General features: G+C 62.8%; 13 protein-coding genes. 10 read left to right on the top strand and 3 right to left on the bottom strand.

Annotation, left to right across the window (positions count from 1 at the left end; translation table 11 throughout):
- Positions 1–5: 5 nt before the first annotated feature.
- Genes tssK through tagH form a run of 3 tightly spaced genes read right to left on the bottom strand, consistent with a single transcriptional unit; the run spans position 6 to position 3,251 of the window.
- Positions 6–1,340: a type VI secretion system baseplate subunit TssK gene (tssK, locus tag GIW02_RS04270; protein WP_236411533.1), complete on the bottom strand. Its 1,335-nt coding sequence runs from the start codon at positions 1,338–1,340 to the stop codon at positions 6–8.
- A 17-nt stretch (positions 1,341–1,357) separates the two neighbouring features.
- Complete coding sequence (tssJ, locus tag GIW02_RS04265) at positions 1,358–1,867, bottom strand: type VI secretion system lipoprotein TssJ (protein ID WP_236411530.1); 510 nt, start codon at positions 1,865–1,867, stop codon at positions 1,358–1,360.
- Between the two features lie 52 nt (positions 1,868–1,919).
- A complete protein-coding gene (tagH, locus tag GIW02_RS04260) occupies positions 1,920–3,251 on the bottom strand; it encodes a type VI secretion system-associated FHA domain protein TagH (protein WP_236411528.1) in 1,332 nt (443 codons plus the stop codon).
- Positions 3,252–3,644: 393 nt separating this feature from the next.
- On the opposite strand from tagH, the gene tssA reads away from it, so the two are divergent.
- The 10 genes from tssA (at position 3,645) to GIW02_RS04210 (ending at position 16,060) form a co-directional block, all read left to right on the top strand.
- A complete protein-coding gene (gene tssA, locus GIW02_RS04255) occupies positions 3,645–4,664 on the top strand; it encodes a type VI secretion system protein TssA (RefSeq protein WP_236421781.1) in 1,020 nt (339 codons plus the stop codon).
- Positions 4,665–4,718: 54 nt separating this feature from the next.
- Positions 4,719–5,225, top strand: a complete 507-nt coding sequence (gene tssB, locus GIW02_RS04250) for a type VI secretion system contractile sheath small subunit (RefSeq protein ID WP_010207547.1) — start codon at positions 4,719–4,721, stop codon at positions 5,223–5,225.
- Positions 5,226–5,227: 2 nt separating this feature from the next.
- Positions 5,228–6,727 (top strand): type VI secretion system contractile sheath large subunit, encoded by a 1,500-nt coding sequence (gene tssC, locus GIW02_RS04245; RefSeq protein WP_236410439.1) that lies wholly within the window; start codon positions 5,228–5,230, stop codon positions 6,725–6,727.
- Positions 6,728–6,910: 183 nt separating this feature from the next.
- On the top strand, positions 6,911–7,399 hold the full coding sequence (locus GIW02_RS04240) for an Hcp family type VI secretion system effector (protein ID WP_017735732.1): 489 nt from the start codon (positions 6,911–6,913) through the stop codon (positions 7,397–7,399).
- Positions 7,400–7,478: 79 nt separating this feature from the next.
- Positions 7,479–7,994, top strand: coding sequence for a type VI secretion system baseplate subunit TssE (tssE, locus tag GIW02_RS04235; protein ID WP_236410440.1), 516 nt, complete (start codon positions 7,479–7,481; stop codon positions 7,992–7,994).
- Entirely contained in the window at positions 7,991–9,850 is a 1,860-nt protein-coding gene (gene tssF, locus GIW02_RS04230; RefSeq protein ID WP_236410441.1) for a type VI secretion system baseplate subunit TssF, read from the top strand. The genes tssE and tssF overlap by 4 nt, the downstream gene beginning before the upstream one ends.
- The gene (tssG, locus tag GIW02_RS04225; RefSeq protein ID WP_236410442.1) at positions 9,814–10,857 is read left to right on the top strand and encodes a type VI secretion system baseplate subunit TssG; all 1,044 of its coding nucleotides are present in this window, start codon (positions 9,814–9,816) and stop codon (positions 10,855–10,857) included. Before tssF ends, tssG begins: the two co-directional genes overlap by 37 nt.
- The gene (tssH, locus tag GIW02_RS04220) at positions 10,850–13,513 is read left to right on the top strand and encodes a type VI secretion system ATPase TssH (protein ID WP_236410443.1); all 2,664 of its coding nucleotides are present in this window, start codon (positions 10,850–10,852) and stop codon (positions 13,511–13,513) included. Before tssG ends, tssH begins: the two co-directional genes overlap by 8 nt.
- Positions 13,514–13,669: 156 nt before the next feature.
- Complete coding sequence (locus GIW02_RS04215; RefSeq protein WP_236410444.1) at positions 13,670–15,610, top strand: type VI secretion system Vgr family protein; 1,941 nt, start codon at positions 13,670–13,672, stop codon at positions 15,608–15,610.
- 15 nt (positions 15,611–15,625) lie between these two features.
- On the top strand, positions 15,626–16,060 hold the full coding sequence (locus tag GIW02_RS04210) for a DcrB-related protein (protein ID WP_236410445.1): 435 nt from the start codon (positions 15,626–15,628) through the stop codon (positions 16,058–16,060).
- The last annotated feature ends 1 nt before the right edge of the window (position 16,061 follow it).

Below are 16,061 nucleotides of genomic sequence, written 5' to 3'. Positions count from 1 at the left end.
GCGGTTTATCCTCGGATCGCCCAGAAGGCCAGGTTCAAGCCCGGGAACTGCCCGGCGATGTGGAAGGCAAAACCGCCCGAGTTGTTCAGTTGCTGCCAGTGTTCGCTGCCCCGGTCCAACTCGTAGTAAGTGGAGCCTGCGTGGTAGGGGATCTGGCGCGGCGCCACCGGCAATGGCAGCAGGCCGATGCCCGGCAGTTGCAGGTTGACCATGTCGCGGATGTGCTCCACCGAGCCGACCTTGCTTTGCTGGCCGAAGCGCGCGCGCAGGGTTTCGCCGGGCACGTCGGCGCGTACCACCAGGATGAAACTGGCGCTATCGAGCAGGGTTTTGTCGGCGAGCATGGCCACGTGGATGCCGTAGGCTTTCTCGACAATCGGAATCGGCGTGGCCTTGCTGTCGATCAGCATCGACAGCGCTTCACGCAGGGCCGCCATCACCGGGGCGAAGCTCAAGGCCAGCTCGTCGTGCTGGTAGTGCGGGTATTCCTGGGGGCGACGGCCTGCGGTGGAAAAGGTCGAGAACTCACCGGCCAGGCTGACCAGTTCGCTGAAGAAGCGCTCCGGATGCAGCGGGCTCAACTGGCTGAAATGCTGGATCAACGGCTGGGCGCGGTTGACCAGTTGCAGCAGCATGAAATCGGCAATTTCCGACGCGCCACCCGCGCCCGAGGCAACCACGCGGCCAGCCAGGGCTTCGCCGCGCTGGTGCAGCAGGCCGAGCAGTTCACTGCGAAACGCCGTCAGCGGTTTGCTCGCGGCCACATCCAGCACTGGCGGGATGTAGCTGTCATCCAGTACCAATGCGCGGTCGGCGCGCTTTTCCTTGATGCGCACCAGACCGATGGCGGCGTAATCGCTGATGCCATCCTGGGCGGTCAGCAGACGCAAGGCGCGGGAGCCCACGGCCACTGGCGCGCGGTTTTCGAAAGGCGCGTTGTCGTCGCGCACTTCGCGCACCTGGCTCACGTACCGCGCAGCGCCAAGGGTTTCGCCGTCGTCGACGGTGTCACGCGCGCCCGCGCGCTTGAGCGGCAAGGCCAGGTAGACCAGGCCGTCGCGCAGGTTGTCGTCGATATTCAACGGGCTCGGCGCCAGGTCATCCTGGGGAATGTTGAACGGCGTACCGTCGGGCAACAGGCCGCGCGCCGAGACGATCGCCAACTTGCCCTGGGCCAGCAGGCCCTGATCGATCAGCAACTCGGAAAACCCCCAGGCACCGGCGGACAGCGGCCGGCTACGGGCGTCGATGAGGTTTTCCAGGTAACGGTCATGCTGCTGGAAGTGCTGCGTTCCGATGAACATGCCTTCCGACCAGACCACGCGATTGTTCCAGGACATGGGGGCTCCGATTGCGTCTATTGGGCAGGGCTGGATGGGGTTGCCACGACGTCGGCGCGTACGGCACGCACATCGAGGCTGATCTGGTATTCGCTGTACTGGCGCGCCGGCACGCTGATCACCGTGCGCCATTGCGCGCGGTCCAGCTCTCGATAGCCCACCAGCAAACCGATCTGACGGGTCGACGGGTCGAGGTCGCGCTGGATGCTCAATTGCTGGCCGGGCTGGACCATCACTTCATCCTGGTCCAGCAGGTCCAGGCCCAAGGTGGACTGCGCGCGGTCAGCCAGTGCGAAGTAATCGGAGCGGCCGAAGGTGGCGGCGTTTTTCAGTTCGAAAATGCGCACCCGCACCGGAGCGGCCTGGCCATTCGCGCCGGGGTTAAGCCCGGCAATTGCGTGAAAGTGCAGCTCGATGGCGGCGGTGTCCGCGTCCGCCTCGGCAGCGGCCTCGGGCTTGGCGGTGTCGTTGGCACACGCCGTCAGCAGAAGCAGTGTGGCGACTGCGAATAAAAACCTGGGAATCATCCTGCGTCCTCAATGACGTATTTAGCTATCCGTTAGATCCATGTAGTGCGGGTCAGCGACGCTGGCGTGCGCTGTGTTCCTCGTAGGCTCGGCTGAATTCGCGACCGAACAGGTCCTGGAAATCTTCCTGGGCCTCGCGGGAAATATTGCTGTAAAGCTCGGTGAACTGCTGCCAGTACTGCGCCTGGCGCGAGCCATTGAAAATGCTCGACAGCCCGCCTGGCTTGCCCATGCGCTCTTCCAGCTGGGCCGGCTCGAAGCGACTGAGCAGGTGCTTGATCGCCGCTTCAACGCCCGCCATTACGGCCAGCTGGTGAGCGCGCAGATCGTCGAAACTGTCGCGCACGGCGAGGTCCGGCGCCATAAACGCTTGGTTTCCATGACGCAGCAACAGCAACAATGCTTCGTCGGCGTTCGGGGCGAATTTCAAGGGGTTGTTTTCGGCCGGCTGGATCATCGTCTGCTGCATGCGGAACTCGCCCTTGAGACTGGCACGCGCGCGCAACACATCGATCAGGCCTTCGACCATCAGCCGGTAGCTGCGGCCGATGCTTTCCATCTGCGCATGCGCCTGGGCGGTATCCAGGCGCAACTGGTCCAGGCCCGCACCGCGCAGGAAGGCTTGCAGCAGGTCGGGCTGTTGCAGGGCATCGGCCACGGGGAGCGCAGGCTCGACCACGGGTGGCGGCGGGACGACGGCGGCAGGCGGTGGCGGTGGCGGCGCACTGATGACCGGCGCGGGCGTGTCGCCAAACAGGTCCCAGTCTTCGGGAATCACCGCGCCGGATACCGACGGCTGCTCGACCACAGGCACCGCCACCGGCGTCGGCGGACGGAAATCGTGTTGCTCGCAGGGCACGTGGTCGGCCACGGTCGGCGGCGGTACGGTGGTGGGGCTGAGGAAGTCGAACAGGTCGGGCAGCGTGTCCATCGACGACGCGCCCTGGAACTGCGGGGCAATCACCGGGGTGGGCGCAGGTGGGCTCGCCACCGCGCCCATCAACGCTTCAAAGCTGTTCGGCGACTCACCGGCAAACGGCTGGTTATCGACGGCCTGCCTGTTGAAGTCGATGCGTGCCTGGATCTCGTAATCGCCGATACGGATCAACTCGCCATCTTGCAGGGGCTCGCTGCTACCTCTGCGCAAACGAATACCGGCGTTAACCAACTCCACACCGTTTGTACTGTTATCGGTTAAATAATAACGGCCGTCTTTGTATTGAATAACACAATGTTGCGAAGACACCAGGCGCTCGGGGTCAGGCAATACCCAGTCATTATCCGCGCTGCGGCCGATCGCCATCGAGCCCTGATTCAAGGACTTTTCGGCGCATTGCCCAGGGGTAATCTTGTGATAACTAGTGATAGTCAAACACAGCGACATCTTGCCTCCTTGCTGATACTTCGCGCGCAGTCGATCCCCGGGACAGCGTTTCCCGAGAAATCCCATCAGGTCGTGTTTCCGACCGTCCACAACCTGCCAATCCCAGCATGATCGCTGATCTTAACTGGGCTGCATGACAAAAATCCTATCCCGGTGCGCCATTCGACCCACCAGTCGCGCGGGTTGTTAAGCACCGCACATCTGTCACAGAGGGCGAATAGCTTACCTTGACAAGGCCTAACTACTACACCAAAAATGCACAACTTCTTGCATTGCAGTGATGGCACATTAGTGGCATTGCGCTTATATGACCAAGAAAACATGCAAAGTTCCTCGCGCAACTAATGCATGAACTGCCCGCCATCTAACGGGCTGATAGGGAGATCAATTTCAGTGGATGTGCCGTTGCTGCTCGCCGCCGTTTCCGCGACTTCGCCTTGTGGCGAAGACATGGAATATGACGCGCAATTTCTTCAACTTGAGCGTGATGCCAAGGGCCAACCCGAGCGCAGCATGGGCGATTCGATCCTGCCCGCTGAACCGCCGGAGTGGCGCAGCATCCAGCAACAAAGCCTCGACCTGTTGCAGCGCAGCAAAGACCTGCGCATCACCCATTTTCTGCTGCAAAGCTCCCTCGCCCTGCAAGGCGTGGCCGGGCTTGCCGACGTCCTGACGCTGATCAACGCGCTGCTGCGCGACTACTGGCTCGACCTGCACCCGCGCCTGGACGCCGACGACGATAACGACCCTACCGTGCGCATCAACGCCCTGTCCGGCTTGACCAGCGACGCGACTATTCGCCTGCTGCGCGAAAGCATCCTCACACGTTCGCGCACCTTCGGCCCGGTAACCCTGCGCGCCGCGCTGAATGCCAGCGGCCTGATGAGCTTCGCCGACGAGCAGCTGGGCACGCAGCAGCTGCACGCAGCCTTCCTCGACAGCGACCCCGAGCAACTGCAAGCCACCCGCGACGCCTTGAGCGCTGCGCGTACGGCGTGCGAAGCCATCGAGCAGCAGGTCAATGATCAAGTCGGTTCCGCCCAGGGCGTGGACCTCAGTAACCTCAAGCAGCCGCTCAAGCAGGCGCTGCAGATCCTCAATCAAGCGGTGCCAGGCACCGACAGCAGCAGCGAACCCGAGGCCGTCAGTGACGACAATGCCCCCTCGGTCGACTTCGCCGCCGCCCCCGCAGCACCCCGCCCGGTGGGCGATATCGCCAACCGTGATGACGTGCTGCGCAGCCTCGACAAAATCCTTGCGTACTACACCCGGCACGAGCCTTCGAGCCCGCTGCCGGTGCTGTTGAACCGGGCCAAGAATCTGGTGCACGCCGACTTCGCGGCCATCGTGCGCAATCTGATTCCCGACGGCATGTCCCAATTTGAAAACCTGCGTGGCCCGGACGGCGAGTAAACCGCCAGGCCATGCAGTAACAACACCGTCGCTCAAGCGACCAGGAGCAGCAACGTGGCGAAGCAAAGTTCTCAGAAATTCATCGCGCGCAACCGCGCGCCTCGAGTGCAGATCGAGTACGACGTCGAGCTTTACGGCGCCGAGAAAAAGGTCCAGCTGCCCTTCGTGATGGGTGTGATGGCCGACCTCGCCGGCAAGCCTGCCGAACCTCTGGCACCGGTGGCCGACCGCAAATTCCTTGAAGTGGACGTCGACAACTTCGACTCACGCCTCAAGGCCATGCAGCCGCGCGTGGCGTTTCACGTCCCCAACGAGCTGACCGGCGAAGGCAACTTGAGCCTGGACATCACCTTCGAAAGCATGGACGACTTCAGCCCGGCCGCCGTGGCCCGCAAGGTCGACTCGCTGAACCAACTGCTCGAAGCCCGCACCCAGCTGGCCAACCTGCTGACCTACATGGACGGCAAGACCGGCGCTGAAGAAATCATCATGAAGGCGATCAAGGACCCGGCACTGCTTCAGGCACTTGCCAGCGCGCCCAAGCCTGCAGGGGACCAGTAATCATGACCGACAATACCGCCCGCGAAGGCACCCAGATCCTGGGTACCCACACTGAAGAAGCCAGCGAGTTCGCGAACCTGCTGCTGCAAGAATTCAAACCCAAGACCGAGCGCGCCCGCGAAGCCGTGGAAACCGCCGTACGCACCCTGGCCGAACAGGCCTTGGCGCAAACCGACCTGGTGTCCAACGACGCGATCAAGTCGATCGAATCGATCATCGCCGCCATCGACGCCAAGCTGACCGCCCAGGTCAACCAGATCATCCACCACCAGGATTTCCAGCAGCTGGAAAGCGCCTGGCGCGGCCTGCACTACCTGGTCAATAACACCGAGAGCGATGAGCAGCTCAAGATCCGCGTGCTCAACATCTCCAAGCCGGACCTGCACAAGACCCTGAAGAAATTCAAGGGCACCGCGTGGGACCAGAGCCCGATCTTCAAGAAGATGTACGAAGAAGAATACGGCCAGTTCGGCGGCGAACCTTATGGTTGCCTCGTAGGCGATTACTACTTCGACCAGTCGCCTCCCGACGTGGAACTGCTGGGCGAGCTGTCGAAAGTCTGCGCCGCCATGCACGCCCCGTTCATCGCTGCCGCATCGCCAACGGTGATGGGCATGGGCTCGTGGCAAGAACTGTCGAACCCGCGCGACCTGACCAAGATTTTCACCACCCCGGAATACGCCGGCTGGCGCTCGCTGCGTGAATCGGAAGACTCGCGCTACATCGGCCTGACCATGCCGCGCTTCCTGGCGCGCCTGCCGTATGGCGCCAAGACCGACCCGGTGGAAGCCTTCGCCTTCGAAGAAAACACCGACGGCGCCGACAGCTCCAAGTACACCTGGGCCAACGCTGCCTACGCGATGGCGGTGAACATCAACCGTTCGTTCAAACACTACGGCTGGTGCTCGCGCATCCGTGGCGTGGAGTCCGGCGGTGAAGTGGAAAACCTGCCGGCCCACACGTTCCCAACCGATGACGGTGGCGTGGACATGAAGTGCCCGACCGAAATCGCCATCAGCGACCGCCGTGAAGCGGAGCTGGCGAAGAACGGTTTCATGCCGCTGCTGCACAAGAAAAACACCGACTTCGCCGCGTTCATTGGCGCGCAGTCGCTGCAAAAACCGGCCGAATACGACGACCCGGACGCCACCGCCAACGCCAACCTGGCCGCACGCCTGCCGTACCTGTTCGCCACCTGCCGTTTCGCCCACTACTTGAAGTGCATCGTGCGCGACAAGATCGGTTCCTTCAAAGAGAAGGACGAGATGCAGCGCTGGTTGCAGGACTGGATCCTCAACTACGTCGACGGCGACCCGGCGCACTCCACCGAAACCACCAAGGCCCAGCACCCGTTGGCGGCCGCCGAAGTGATCGTGGAAGACGTCGAAGGCAACCCGGGGTACTACAACTCCAAGTTCTACCTGCGCCCGCACTACCAGCTCGAAGGGCTGACCGTGTCGCTGCGCCTGGTATCGAAGCTGCCTTCGGCCAAAAGCGCCTAAACCTCGGATGAGCTAGCTCTTCTGTGGGAGGGGGCTTGTGTGGGAGCGGGCTTGCTCGCGAATACGGTGGGTCAGTCGAAACATCTTAGGCTGATACACCGCTTTCGCGAGCAAGCCCGCTCCCACACAAGCGGACGCCCACACAAACCATATCGAGTGGCAAGCGCCACACAGGGAGAAAACATGGCTGTTGATATTTTCATCAAGATCGGCGACATCAAGGGCGAGTCCATGGACAAGGCCCACAAGGACGAAATCGACGTGCTGAACTGGAGCTGGGGCATGGCCCAGTCCGGCAACATGCACGTGGGCGGTGGCGGCGGTGCGGGCAAGGTGAATATCCAGGACCTGTCGCTGACCAAATACGTCGACAAGGCCTCGCCGAACCTGATGATGCACTGCGCCAGCGGCAAGCACATCGACAAGGTCAAGCTCACCGTGCGCAAGGCCGGTGGCGAAAGCCAGGTCGAGTACATGGTGATCAACCTGGAAGAAGTGCTGGTCACGTCCCTGAGCACCGGCGGTTCGGGCAGCGATGATCGCCTGACCGAAAACGTCACCCTGAACTTTGCCCAAGTGATGGTCGACTACCAGCCGCAGAAAGCCGACGGCACCAAAGACGGCGGCGCGATCAAGTTCGGCTGGAACATCCGTTCCAACACCAAACGCTGATTGCCCCTTGTAGCCGCTGCCTCGGGCGGCGGCTGCACGTCCCTTATTCCTCTCACAACCCGTCCGTGGAGCTGCTTTGGTGGTAACTGAAATCGCTTCCCGCGACCGTCTGCAACCGTCCCTGCTGGACCGGTTGACCGACGACGACCCAACCAACCCCAAGGAAAGCGCCGACAAACGCGTGCTGTCCCTGACCCAATTAAAAGCCTCGGTACTGCGCGACCTGGCGTGGCTGCTCAACACCACGTCGTTGCTGGATGCCGATGCCACGTTGCACACCCCGGCCGGTACGTCGGTGGTCAACTACGGCCTGCCGGCGCTGGCGGGCAACAGCGTTTCCAGCGTGGATATCAAAGCGTTCGAAGCCCTGATCTACCAGGCCATCGCCACCTTTGAACCGCGCATTTTGCGCCACACACTGCGGGTCAAAGCCCGTGTCGGCCATGGCGAGATGAACCACAACGCCCTGAGTTTCGAGATTGAAGGTGACCTGTGGGCGCAGCCGGTGCCGTTGCGCCTGTTGCTGCAAACCGACCTCGACCTGGAATCCGGCCATGTGCGTGTGGTCAACGCCGATCAGCGGAGACGCCCATGAACCCGCGCCTGCTGGAGCTGTACAACCAGGAACTGCACCACGTGCGCGAAAGCGCCGCCGAGTTCGCCAAGGAATACCCCAAGATCGCCAGTCGGCTGACCCTGTCCGGTATGGACTGCGCCGACCCGTACGTCGAACGCTTGCTTGAAGGGTTTGCCTACCTCACCGCCCGCGTGCAACTCAAGCTCGACGCCGAGTACCCGACCTTCACCCACAACCTGCTGGAAATCGCCTACCCGCACTACCTGGCGCCGACGCCGTCGATGACCGTGGTGCAATTGCAGACCGACCCCGACGAAGGCTCCCTGGCCAGCGGTTTCCCGCTGCCGCGCGATACGGTATTGCGCGCCGCCCTGGGCCGCGAAACCCAGACCTGCTGCGAGTACCGCACCGCCCACCCGGTGACGCTGTGGCCGCTGCAAGTCAGCGGGGCTGAGTATTTCGGCAACCCCGCCGCCGTGCTCGGCCGCCTGGCCGCCAGCGAGCCCAAGGCCAAGGCCGGTTTGCGCCTGACCCTGCGCACCGGTGCCGAGCTGCCGTTCAACCGCCTCGACCTGGACAACCTGCCGCTGTACCTCAGTGGTGCCGACGAGCAACCGTTCCGCCTATACGAGCAGCTGTTGGGCAACGCCTGCGCGGTGTTTGCACGCAAGCCCGGCGGTGACTGGGTCGAACGCCTGCCGCAGGACGCGCTGCGCTCCCGTGGTTTTGACGATGCCGACGCCGCCATGCCGGTGGTGGCGCGCGCCTTCCAGGGCTACCGCCTGTTGCAGGAATACTTCGCTCTGCCCCACCGCTACCTGTTCGTCGAATTCGCCGAACTGAGCCGCGCGGTCAAGCGCTGCGACGGCCAGGAGCTGGAGCTGATCGTGTTGTTCGACCGCCACGAGCCGAGCCTGGAAGGCAGCGTCGGCGCGGCGCAGTTTTTGCCGTTCTGTACCCCGGCGATCAACCTGTTCCCCAAGCGCGTGGACCGTATCCACTTGTCCGACCGGGTCAACGAACACCATGTGATCGCCGACCGCACGCGGCCGATGGATTTCGAGATTCATTCGCTGAGCGGTATCACCGGCCACGGCACCGGGCCGGAGCAGCCGTTCTTGCCGTTCTATGCAGTGCGCGACCCGTCCCGCTACGGCCGCGACCAAGCCTATTACACGGTGCGCCGCGAGCCACGCGTGCTGTCCAGCGACCAGCGCCGCAACGGCCCGCGCTCCACGTACGTGGGCAGCGAAACCTTCGTCAGCCTGGTGGACAGCCGCCAGGCGCCCTACGGCCATGACCTGCGCCAACTCGGCGTGACCGCGCTATGCACCAACCGCGACCTGCCGCTGTTCATGAGCGTGGGCAACGGCAAGACCGACTTCACCCTGGCCGACAGCGCGCCAGTATTGGCGGTGCGCTGCGTGGCCGGCCCGAGCCGCCCGCGCGCCAGCCATGCCCACGACGCCAAGGCCTGGCGCCTGATCAGCCAGCTGTCACTCAACTACCTGTCGCTGAGCGAACAGGGCCAGGGCGCCGCTGCCTTGCGTGAACTGCTGCGCCTGTACGGCGACAGCAACGACGCCGCCCTGCAATTGCAGATCGAAGGCCTGCGCGACGTCAGCAGCAAAGCGGTGACCCGGCGCTTACCGATGCCCGGCCCGATCGTGTTTGGGCGCGGCCTGGAAATCACCCTGGAATTCGATGAAAACGCGTTTCGCGGCACCGGCGTGTTCCTGCTCGGTGCGGTGCTGGAACGCTTCCTGGCACGTTATGTGTCGATCAACAGCTTTACCGAGACGGTGATCCGTACCACCGAACGCGGCGAGATCATGCGATGGAAAGCCAAGCCCGGGCGGCGTCCGACCCTGTGAGTACCCTGGATGCGATGCATCAGGAGCCCTGGGAATATGACTTCTTCCAGGCGCTGCGACGTATCGAGTGCGAATCGCCGAACCTGCCGCGCCTGGGCCATTCCCTGCGCCTGGCGGATGACCCGTTGCGCCTCGGGCAGCAGGCCGATTGCACCTTCGCCCCGGCCACCCTGGCCTCGGTCGCCCCCGGTGGCGACGGCAAACCGGCGCGGCTCGAGCAGTTCTTCTTCGGCCTTGGCGGCCCCAACGGCCCGCTGCCGCTGCACATCACCGAGTACGTGCGCGAACGCCAGCGCAACAACGCCGACAGCACCAGCAAGCAGTTCCTCGATGTCTTTCATCACCGCCTGCTGAGCTTGTTCTACCGGGCCTGGGCAGAAGCGCGGCCGACGGTCAGCCACGACCGCCCGGACGACGACTACTGGTCCGCGCGCCTCGCCGCCTTGAGTGGCCGGGGCATGCCGAGCCTGCTCAACCAAGGCCTGATCCCGGACACCGCAAAGCTGCATTACAGCGGCCACCTGTCGGCGCAAACCCGCTACCCGGACGGCTTGAAAGCCATCCTCGGCGAGTACTTCGGCCTGCCGGTCGAGATCGAAGAATACGTCGGCCAATGGCTGGAACTGCCCGAGCGCAGCCGCGTGGGCGTCAGCGCCAACCAGCTGGGCGTGGACTTCTGCCTCGGCAGCCACGTGTGGGACCGCCAGCATAAATTCCGCATCCGCTTAGGCCCGCTCACACTCGATGACTACATGGGCATGCTGCCCAGCCATCAGCCGTTCAACGAGCTGGTGGCGTGGGTGGCCGAGTACCTGGGCCATGAATTGGACTGGGATTTGAACCTGGTTCTGCAACAACCTGAAGTGCCCAAGCTGCAACTCAACGGCCAGTTCCGTCTGGGCTTCAACACCTGGCTCGGCCGCCCTGCGGCCGATGCCGACGACCTAATCCTGGCCCGGCATTACGCCGATCACGCCACCACCTCAAGGAATCCAGAGCATGGGTGAAATCAGTCGCGCCGCACTGTTCGGCAAACTCAACAGCGTGGCCTACAAAGCCATCGAAGCCGCTACCGTGTTCTGCAAGCTGCGGGGCAACCCGTATGTGGAATTGGCCCACTGGTTTCACCAGTTGCTGCAACTGCAGGACTCGGACCTGCACCGCATCATCCGTCAGTTCAACGTCGAGCCGGCGCGCCTGGCGCGTGACCTGACCGAGGCCCTCGACCGCCTGCCACGCGGCTCCACATCGATCACTGACCTGTCCTCCCATGTGGAAGAAGCCGTGGAGCGCGGCTGGGTCTACGGCAGCCTGATGTTCGGTGAAAGCCAGGTGCGTACCGGCTACCTGGTGCTCGGCATTCTCAAGACGCCGAGCCTGCGCCATGCGCTGCTGGGCTTGTCGTCCGAATTCGACAAGATCAAGGCCGAAGCCTTGAGCGAACGTTTTGACGAATATGTCGGCGACTCGCCAGAAAACGCCCTCAGCGCCAGCGACGGTTTCAACGCCGGTGCGGTGCCCGGTGAAGCCAGCGGCGCCATGGCACCGAGCGCGATGGGCAAGCAGGAGGCCCTCAAGCGCTTCACTGTGGACCTGACCGAACAAGCGCGCAGCGGCAAGCTCGACCCCATCGTGGGGCGCGATGAAGAGATCCGCCAGTTGGTCGACATCCTCATGCGCCGCCGCCAGAACAACCCGATCCTCACGGGTGAAGCCGGGGTGGGCAAGACCGCCGTGGTCGAAGGCTTCGCCTTGCGCATCGTTGCCGGTGACGTGCCGCCCGCCTTGAAAGACGTGGAGCTGCGCAGCCTCGACGTGGGCCTGCTGCAAGCCGGCGCGAGCATGAAAGGTGAGTTCGAACAGCGCCTGCGCCAAGTCATCGAAGACGTGCAGGCCTCACCCAAGCCGATCATTCTGTTTATCGACGAAGCCCACACCCTGGTGGGTGCCGGTGGCGCCGCCGGGACCGGTGACGCCGCCAACCTGCTCAAGCCTGCGCTGGCGCGTGGCACCTTGCGCACCGTGGCGGCCACGACCTGGGCCGAGTACAAAAAACATATCGAGAAAGACCCGGCGCTGACGCGCCGCTTCCAGGTCGTGCAGGTGGCAGAGCCGTCGGAAGACAAGGCGCTGCTGATGATGCGCGGCGTGGCCTCGACCATGGAAAAACACCACCAGGTGCAGATCCTCGACGAAGCCCTGGAAGCTTCGGTAAAGCTGTCGCACCGCTACATTCCGGCGCGCCAGTTGCCGGACAAATCCGTGAGCCTGTTGGACACCGCCTGCGCCCGCGTCGCCATCAGCCTGCACGCCGTGCCAGCCGAAGTGGACGACAGCCGCCGCCGTATCGAAGCGCTGGAAACCGAGTTGCAAATCATCGCCCGCGAGCATGCCATCGGCATCGACATTGGTGCGCGTCAGAGCAACAGCGAAGCCTTGCTGAGCACCGAGCGCGAGCGCCTGGCCAGCCTGGAAAGCCGCTGGGCCGAAGAGAAAGCGCTGGTGGACGAGCTGCTCGCGACCCGTGCAACGTTGCGTGAAAAAGCCGGTGTGGTGGACAGCGGCAACGACGAACTGCGCGCGCAACTGGTCGAGCTGCAACAGCGCCTCACCGCGCTGCAAGGCGAAACCCCGCTGATCCTGCCGACCGTGGATTACCAGGCCGTGGCCTCGGTGGTCGCTGACTGGACCGGCATCCCGGTGGGCCGCATGGCGCGCAACGAGCTGGAGACCGTACTCAACCTCGACCAGCACTTGAAAAAACGCATCATCGGCCAGGACCACGCCCTGCAGATGATCGCCAAGCGCATCCAGACCTCCCGCGCCGGCCTCGACAACCCGAGCAAGCCGATTGGCGTGTTCATGCTGGCCGGCACCTCGGGCGTGGGCAAGACCGAAACCGCCTTGGCGCTGGCTGAAGCCATGTACGGCGGTGAGCAGAATGTGATCACCATCAACATGAGCGAATTCCAGGAAGCCCACACGGTATCGACCCTCAAGGGCGCGCCTCCAGGCTATATCGGCTACGGCGAAGGCGGCGTGCTGACCGAAGCCGTGCGGCGCAAACCCTACAGCGTGGTGCTGCTGGACGAGGTGGAAAAAGCCCACCCGGACGTACACGAGATCTTCTTCCAAGTGTTCGACAAAGGCGTGATGGAAGACGGCGAAGGCCGCGTGATCGACTTCAAGAACACCCTGATCCTGCTGACCACCAACGCCGGTACCGAGCTGATTTCCCGCGTGTGCAAAGACCCGGCGAACATTCCCGAGCCTGAGGAAATCGCCAAGGCCCTGCGCCAGCCGCTGCTGGAGATTTTCCCGCCGGCGCTGCTCGGCCGTTTGGTGACCATCCCGTACTACCCGCTGAGCGACGAGATGCTCAAGGCGATCACCCGCCTGCAACTCAACCGCATCAAAAAGCGCGTGGAGAACACCCACAAAGTCGCCTTCGATTACGACGACGCGGTGGTCGACCTGATCGTCTCGCGCTGCACCGAAACCGAAAGCGGCGGACGCATGATCGACACCATTCTGACCAACAGCCTGCTGCCGGACATGAGCCGTGAATTCCTCACGCGCATGCTCGAAGGCAAGGCGTTGGCGGGTGTGCGCATCAGCAGCCGGGATAATGAATTGCACTACGACTTCAGCGACGCCGAATAACCTGGCGAAACACAATCAAAATGTGGGAGGGGGCTTGCCCCCGATAGCTGTGTGTCAGCTGATGCATCAGGTGGCTGATTCACCGCCATCGGGGGCAAGCCCCCTCCCACATTTGAATCGGTTTCTTCAGTCATTTAGTCATTAACGAGACGCCCGATGCTTTTTAACCAAGCCTCACGCCTGGCCAAGATCACCAGCCCCCTCGGGCCGGACGTGCTGCTGCTCAATCACATGGGTGGCGGTGAAGAGTTGGGGCGGCTGTTCACCTATGAGCTGCAACTGACGTCGCTGGACGCCAACATCGACCTCAACCAGTTGCTCGGCAAGCCGATGAGCGTGGGCGTGCAACTGGCTGACGGTGGCGAGCGGCACTTTCACGGCATCGTCGCGCAGTGCAGCCAGAGCATCGACAAGGGCCAGTTCGCCAGTTATCAGGTGACGCTGCGCCCATGGCTGTGGCTGCTGAGCCGCACCTCGGACTGCCGGATTTTCCAGAACCTGAGCATCCCGCAGATCATCAAGCAGGTGTTCCGCGACCTCGGTTTCTCGGATTTCGAAGACGCCCTGAGCCGGCCGTACCGCGAGTGGGAATACTGCGTGCAGTACCGCGAAACCAGCTTCGATTTCGTCAGCCGCTTGATGGAACAGGAAGGCATCTACTACTTCTTCCGCCACGAGCAGGACCGCCATGTGCTGGTGCTGGCCGACGCCTACGGCGCCCACACCACGGTGCCGGGCTACGCGTCGATCCCGTACTACCCCAAGGACGAGCAGCAGCGCGAACGCGACCATATGCACGACTGGCACCTGGCGCAGGAAGTACAGCCGGGTTCGCTGGAGCTTAACGACTACGACTTTCAGCGCCCCAGCGCGAGCATCGACGTGCGCTCGGCCATGCCGCGCCCGCACAGCGCGGGCGACTACCCGCTGTACGACTACCCCGGCACCTACGTGCAAAGCGCAGACGGCGAACACTACGCACGCACCCGCATCGAAGCGCTGCAGGCCCTGCATGAGCAGATCAATTTCAGCGGCAATGCGCGGGGGCTGGGATCGGGCCATCTGTTCAGCCTCACCGGCTTCAGCCGCCAGGACCAGAACCGCGAATACCTGATCGTCGGCATTCGCTACTACATCACCCAGGAAAGCCTGGAAAGCGGCGGCGGTTCCGGTTCGGCACAGTTCGAAAGCACCCTCACCTGCATCGACGCCCAGCAAAGCTTCAGGCCGCTGGCCAGCACCTACCGGCCCATCGTCAAAGGCCCGCAGACCGCACTGGTGGTGGGCCCCAAAGGCGAGGAAATCTGGACCGACCAATATGGCCGCGTGAAGGTGCATTTCTACTGGGACCGTCACGACCAATCCAACGAAAACAGCTCATGCTGGATCCGCGTGTCGCAATCCTGGGCCGGCAAGAACTGGGGCTCGATGCAGATCCCCCGCATCGGCCAGGAAGTGATTGTGAGTTTTCTGGAAGGTGACCCGGACCGGCCGATCATCACCGGGCGCGTGTACAACGCCGAGCAGACCGTGCCCTACGACCTGCCGGAAAACGCGACCCAGAGCGGCATGAAAAGCCGCTCGAGCAAGGGCGGCACGCCGGCCAACTTCAACGAAATCCGCATGGAGGACAAGAAGGGGCTGGAGCAGTTGTATATCCATGCCGAGCGTAACCAGGACATCGTGGTGGAGGTGGATGAAAGCCACTCCGTTGGGCATGACCGCAACAAGAGCATCGGCCACAACGAGACGGTGACCATCGGTAATAACCGTACGCGCATCGTCAAACAGGAGGACGTGCTCTTGGTGGGCCAGCGCAAGACCGACAGCATTAGCCAGAGCTACGTCATCGAGGTGGGCGAAAACCTGCGCCTGGTCTGCGGTGAAAGCATTCTGGAGTTGAATGCCAGCGGGCAGATCAACCTCACCGGCGTGAATATCAGCTTCTATGCCAGCGGCGACGCCCAGTTCAACACCAAAGGTGTGCTGCACCTGAACAACGGTCAGGGCCCCGACGCCCAACCCGATGGCCAGGGCATCAAAAAAAGCATCGACGCCAATATCAAAGCCATTTTCCCCGCGCCCAAAAGCTCCTGACGAGACCCGTTTTCCATGACGTACCGAATCAACGAATTCCAGTTTCAACTGCCTGCCGGTGAGCTGCAGGATGCGACGATCAACATCCTCAAGTTCCCCGAATTGGGCACTTCCCTGATCATCAGCCGCAGCCTTCTCAATGAAGGCGAAACCCTGCACAGTAATTTCAACGACCAACTCCAGCGTCTGGAAAAACAGGTGCAGGATCTGCGCTGCCAGCCGAGCGTTATCGTGCGTCTGGGCGCCGCCCAAGAGGTGGAAGCTATCGAGCTGCGCAGCCAGTTCAGCAAGGGCAATGACAAGGTCTTCCAATATCAGCTGGCGCTAGTGCTGCCGGGTACGCGCAAGATGATGGCTTTGAGTTACGTGAAGCCGGACACGCTGGGGGATGCCGAAGCCGCACACTGGGCGACGATCAAGGGCTCACTCGTGTTCGACGTGCCTCAGTGAA

It is taken from the genome of Pseudomonas syringae, from assembly GCF_021606685.1.
Taxonomy (GTDB): Bacteria; Pseudomonadota; Gammaproteobacteria; order Pseudomonadales; family Pseudomonadaceae; genus Aquipseudomonas; species Aquipseudomonas syringae_R.
Note: the sequence above shows the minus strand (reverse complement) of the source record. Positions and strands in the feature narration are given on the sequence as shown.

Excerpts from the sequence above, each read along its gene's own strand:
- tagH (WP_236411528.1), bottom strand. The coding sequence starts at position 3,251 with ATGTCGCTGTGTTTGACTATCACTAGTTATCACAAGATTACCCCTGGG.
- tssK (WP_236411533.1), bottom strand. The coding sequence starts at position 1,340 with ATGTCCTGGAACAATCGCGTGGTCTGGTCGGAAGGCATGTTCATCGGA.
- tssH (WP_236410443.1), top strand. The coding sequence starts at position 10,850 with ATGGGTGAAATCAGTCGCGCCGCACTGTTCGGCAAACTCAACAGCGTG.
- GIW02_RS04215 (WP_236410444.1), top strand. The coding sequence starts at position 13,670 with ATGCTTTTTAACCAAGCCTCACGCCTGGCCAAGATCACCAGCCCCCTC.
- tssC (WP_236410439.1), top strand. The coding sequence starts at position 5,228 with ATGACCGACAATACCGCCCGCGAAGGCACCCAGATCCTGGGTACCCAC.
- GIW02_RS04240 (WP_017735732.1), top strand. The coding sequence starts at position 6,911 with ATGGCTGTTGATATTTTCATCAAGATCGGCGACATCAAGGGCGAGTCC.
- tssG (WP_236410442.1), top strand. The coding sequence starts at position 9,814 with ATGGAAAGCCAAGCCCGGGCGGCGTCCGACCCTGTGAGTACCCTGGAT.
- tssF (WP_236410441.1), top strand. The coding sequence starts at position 7,991 with ATGAACCCGCGCCTGCTGGAGCTGTACAACCAGGAACTGCACCACGTG.
- tssJ (WP_236411530.1), bottom strand. The coding sequence starts at position 1,867 with ATGATTCCCAGGTTTTTATTCGCAGTCGCCACACTGCTTCTGCTGACG.
- GIW02_RS04210 (WP_236410445.1), top strand. The coding sequence starts at position 15,626 with ATGACGTACCGAATCAACGAATTCCAGTTTCAACTGCCTGCCGGTGAG.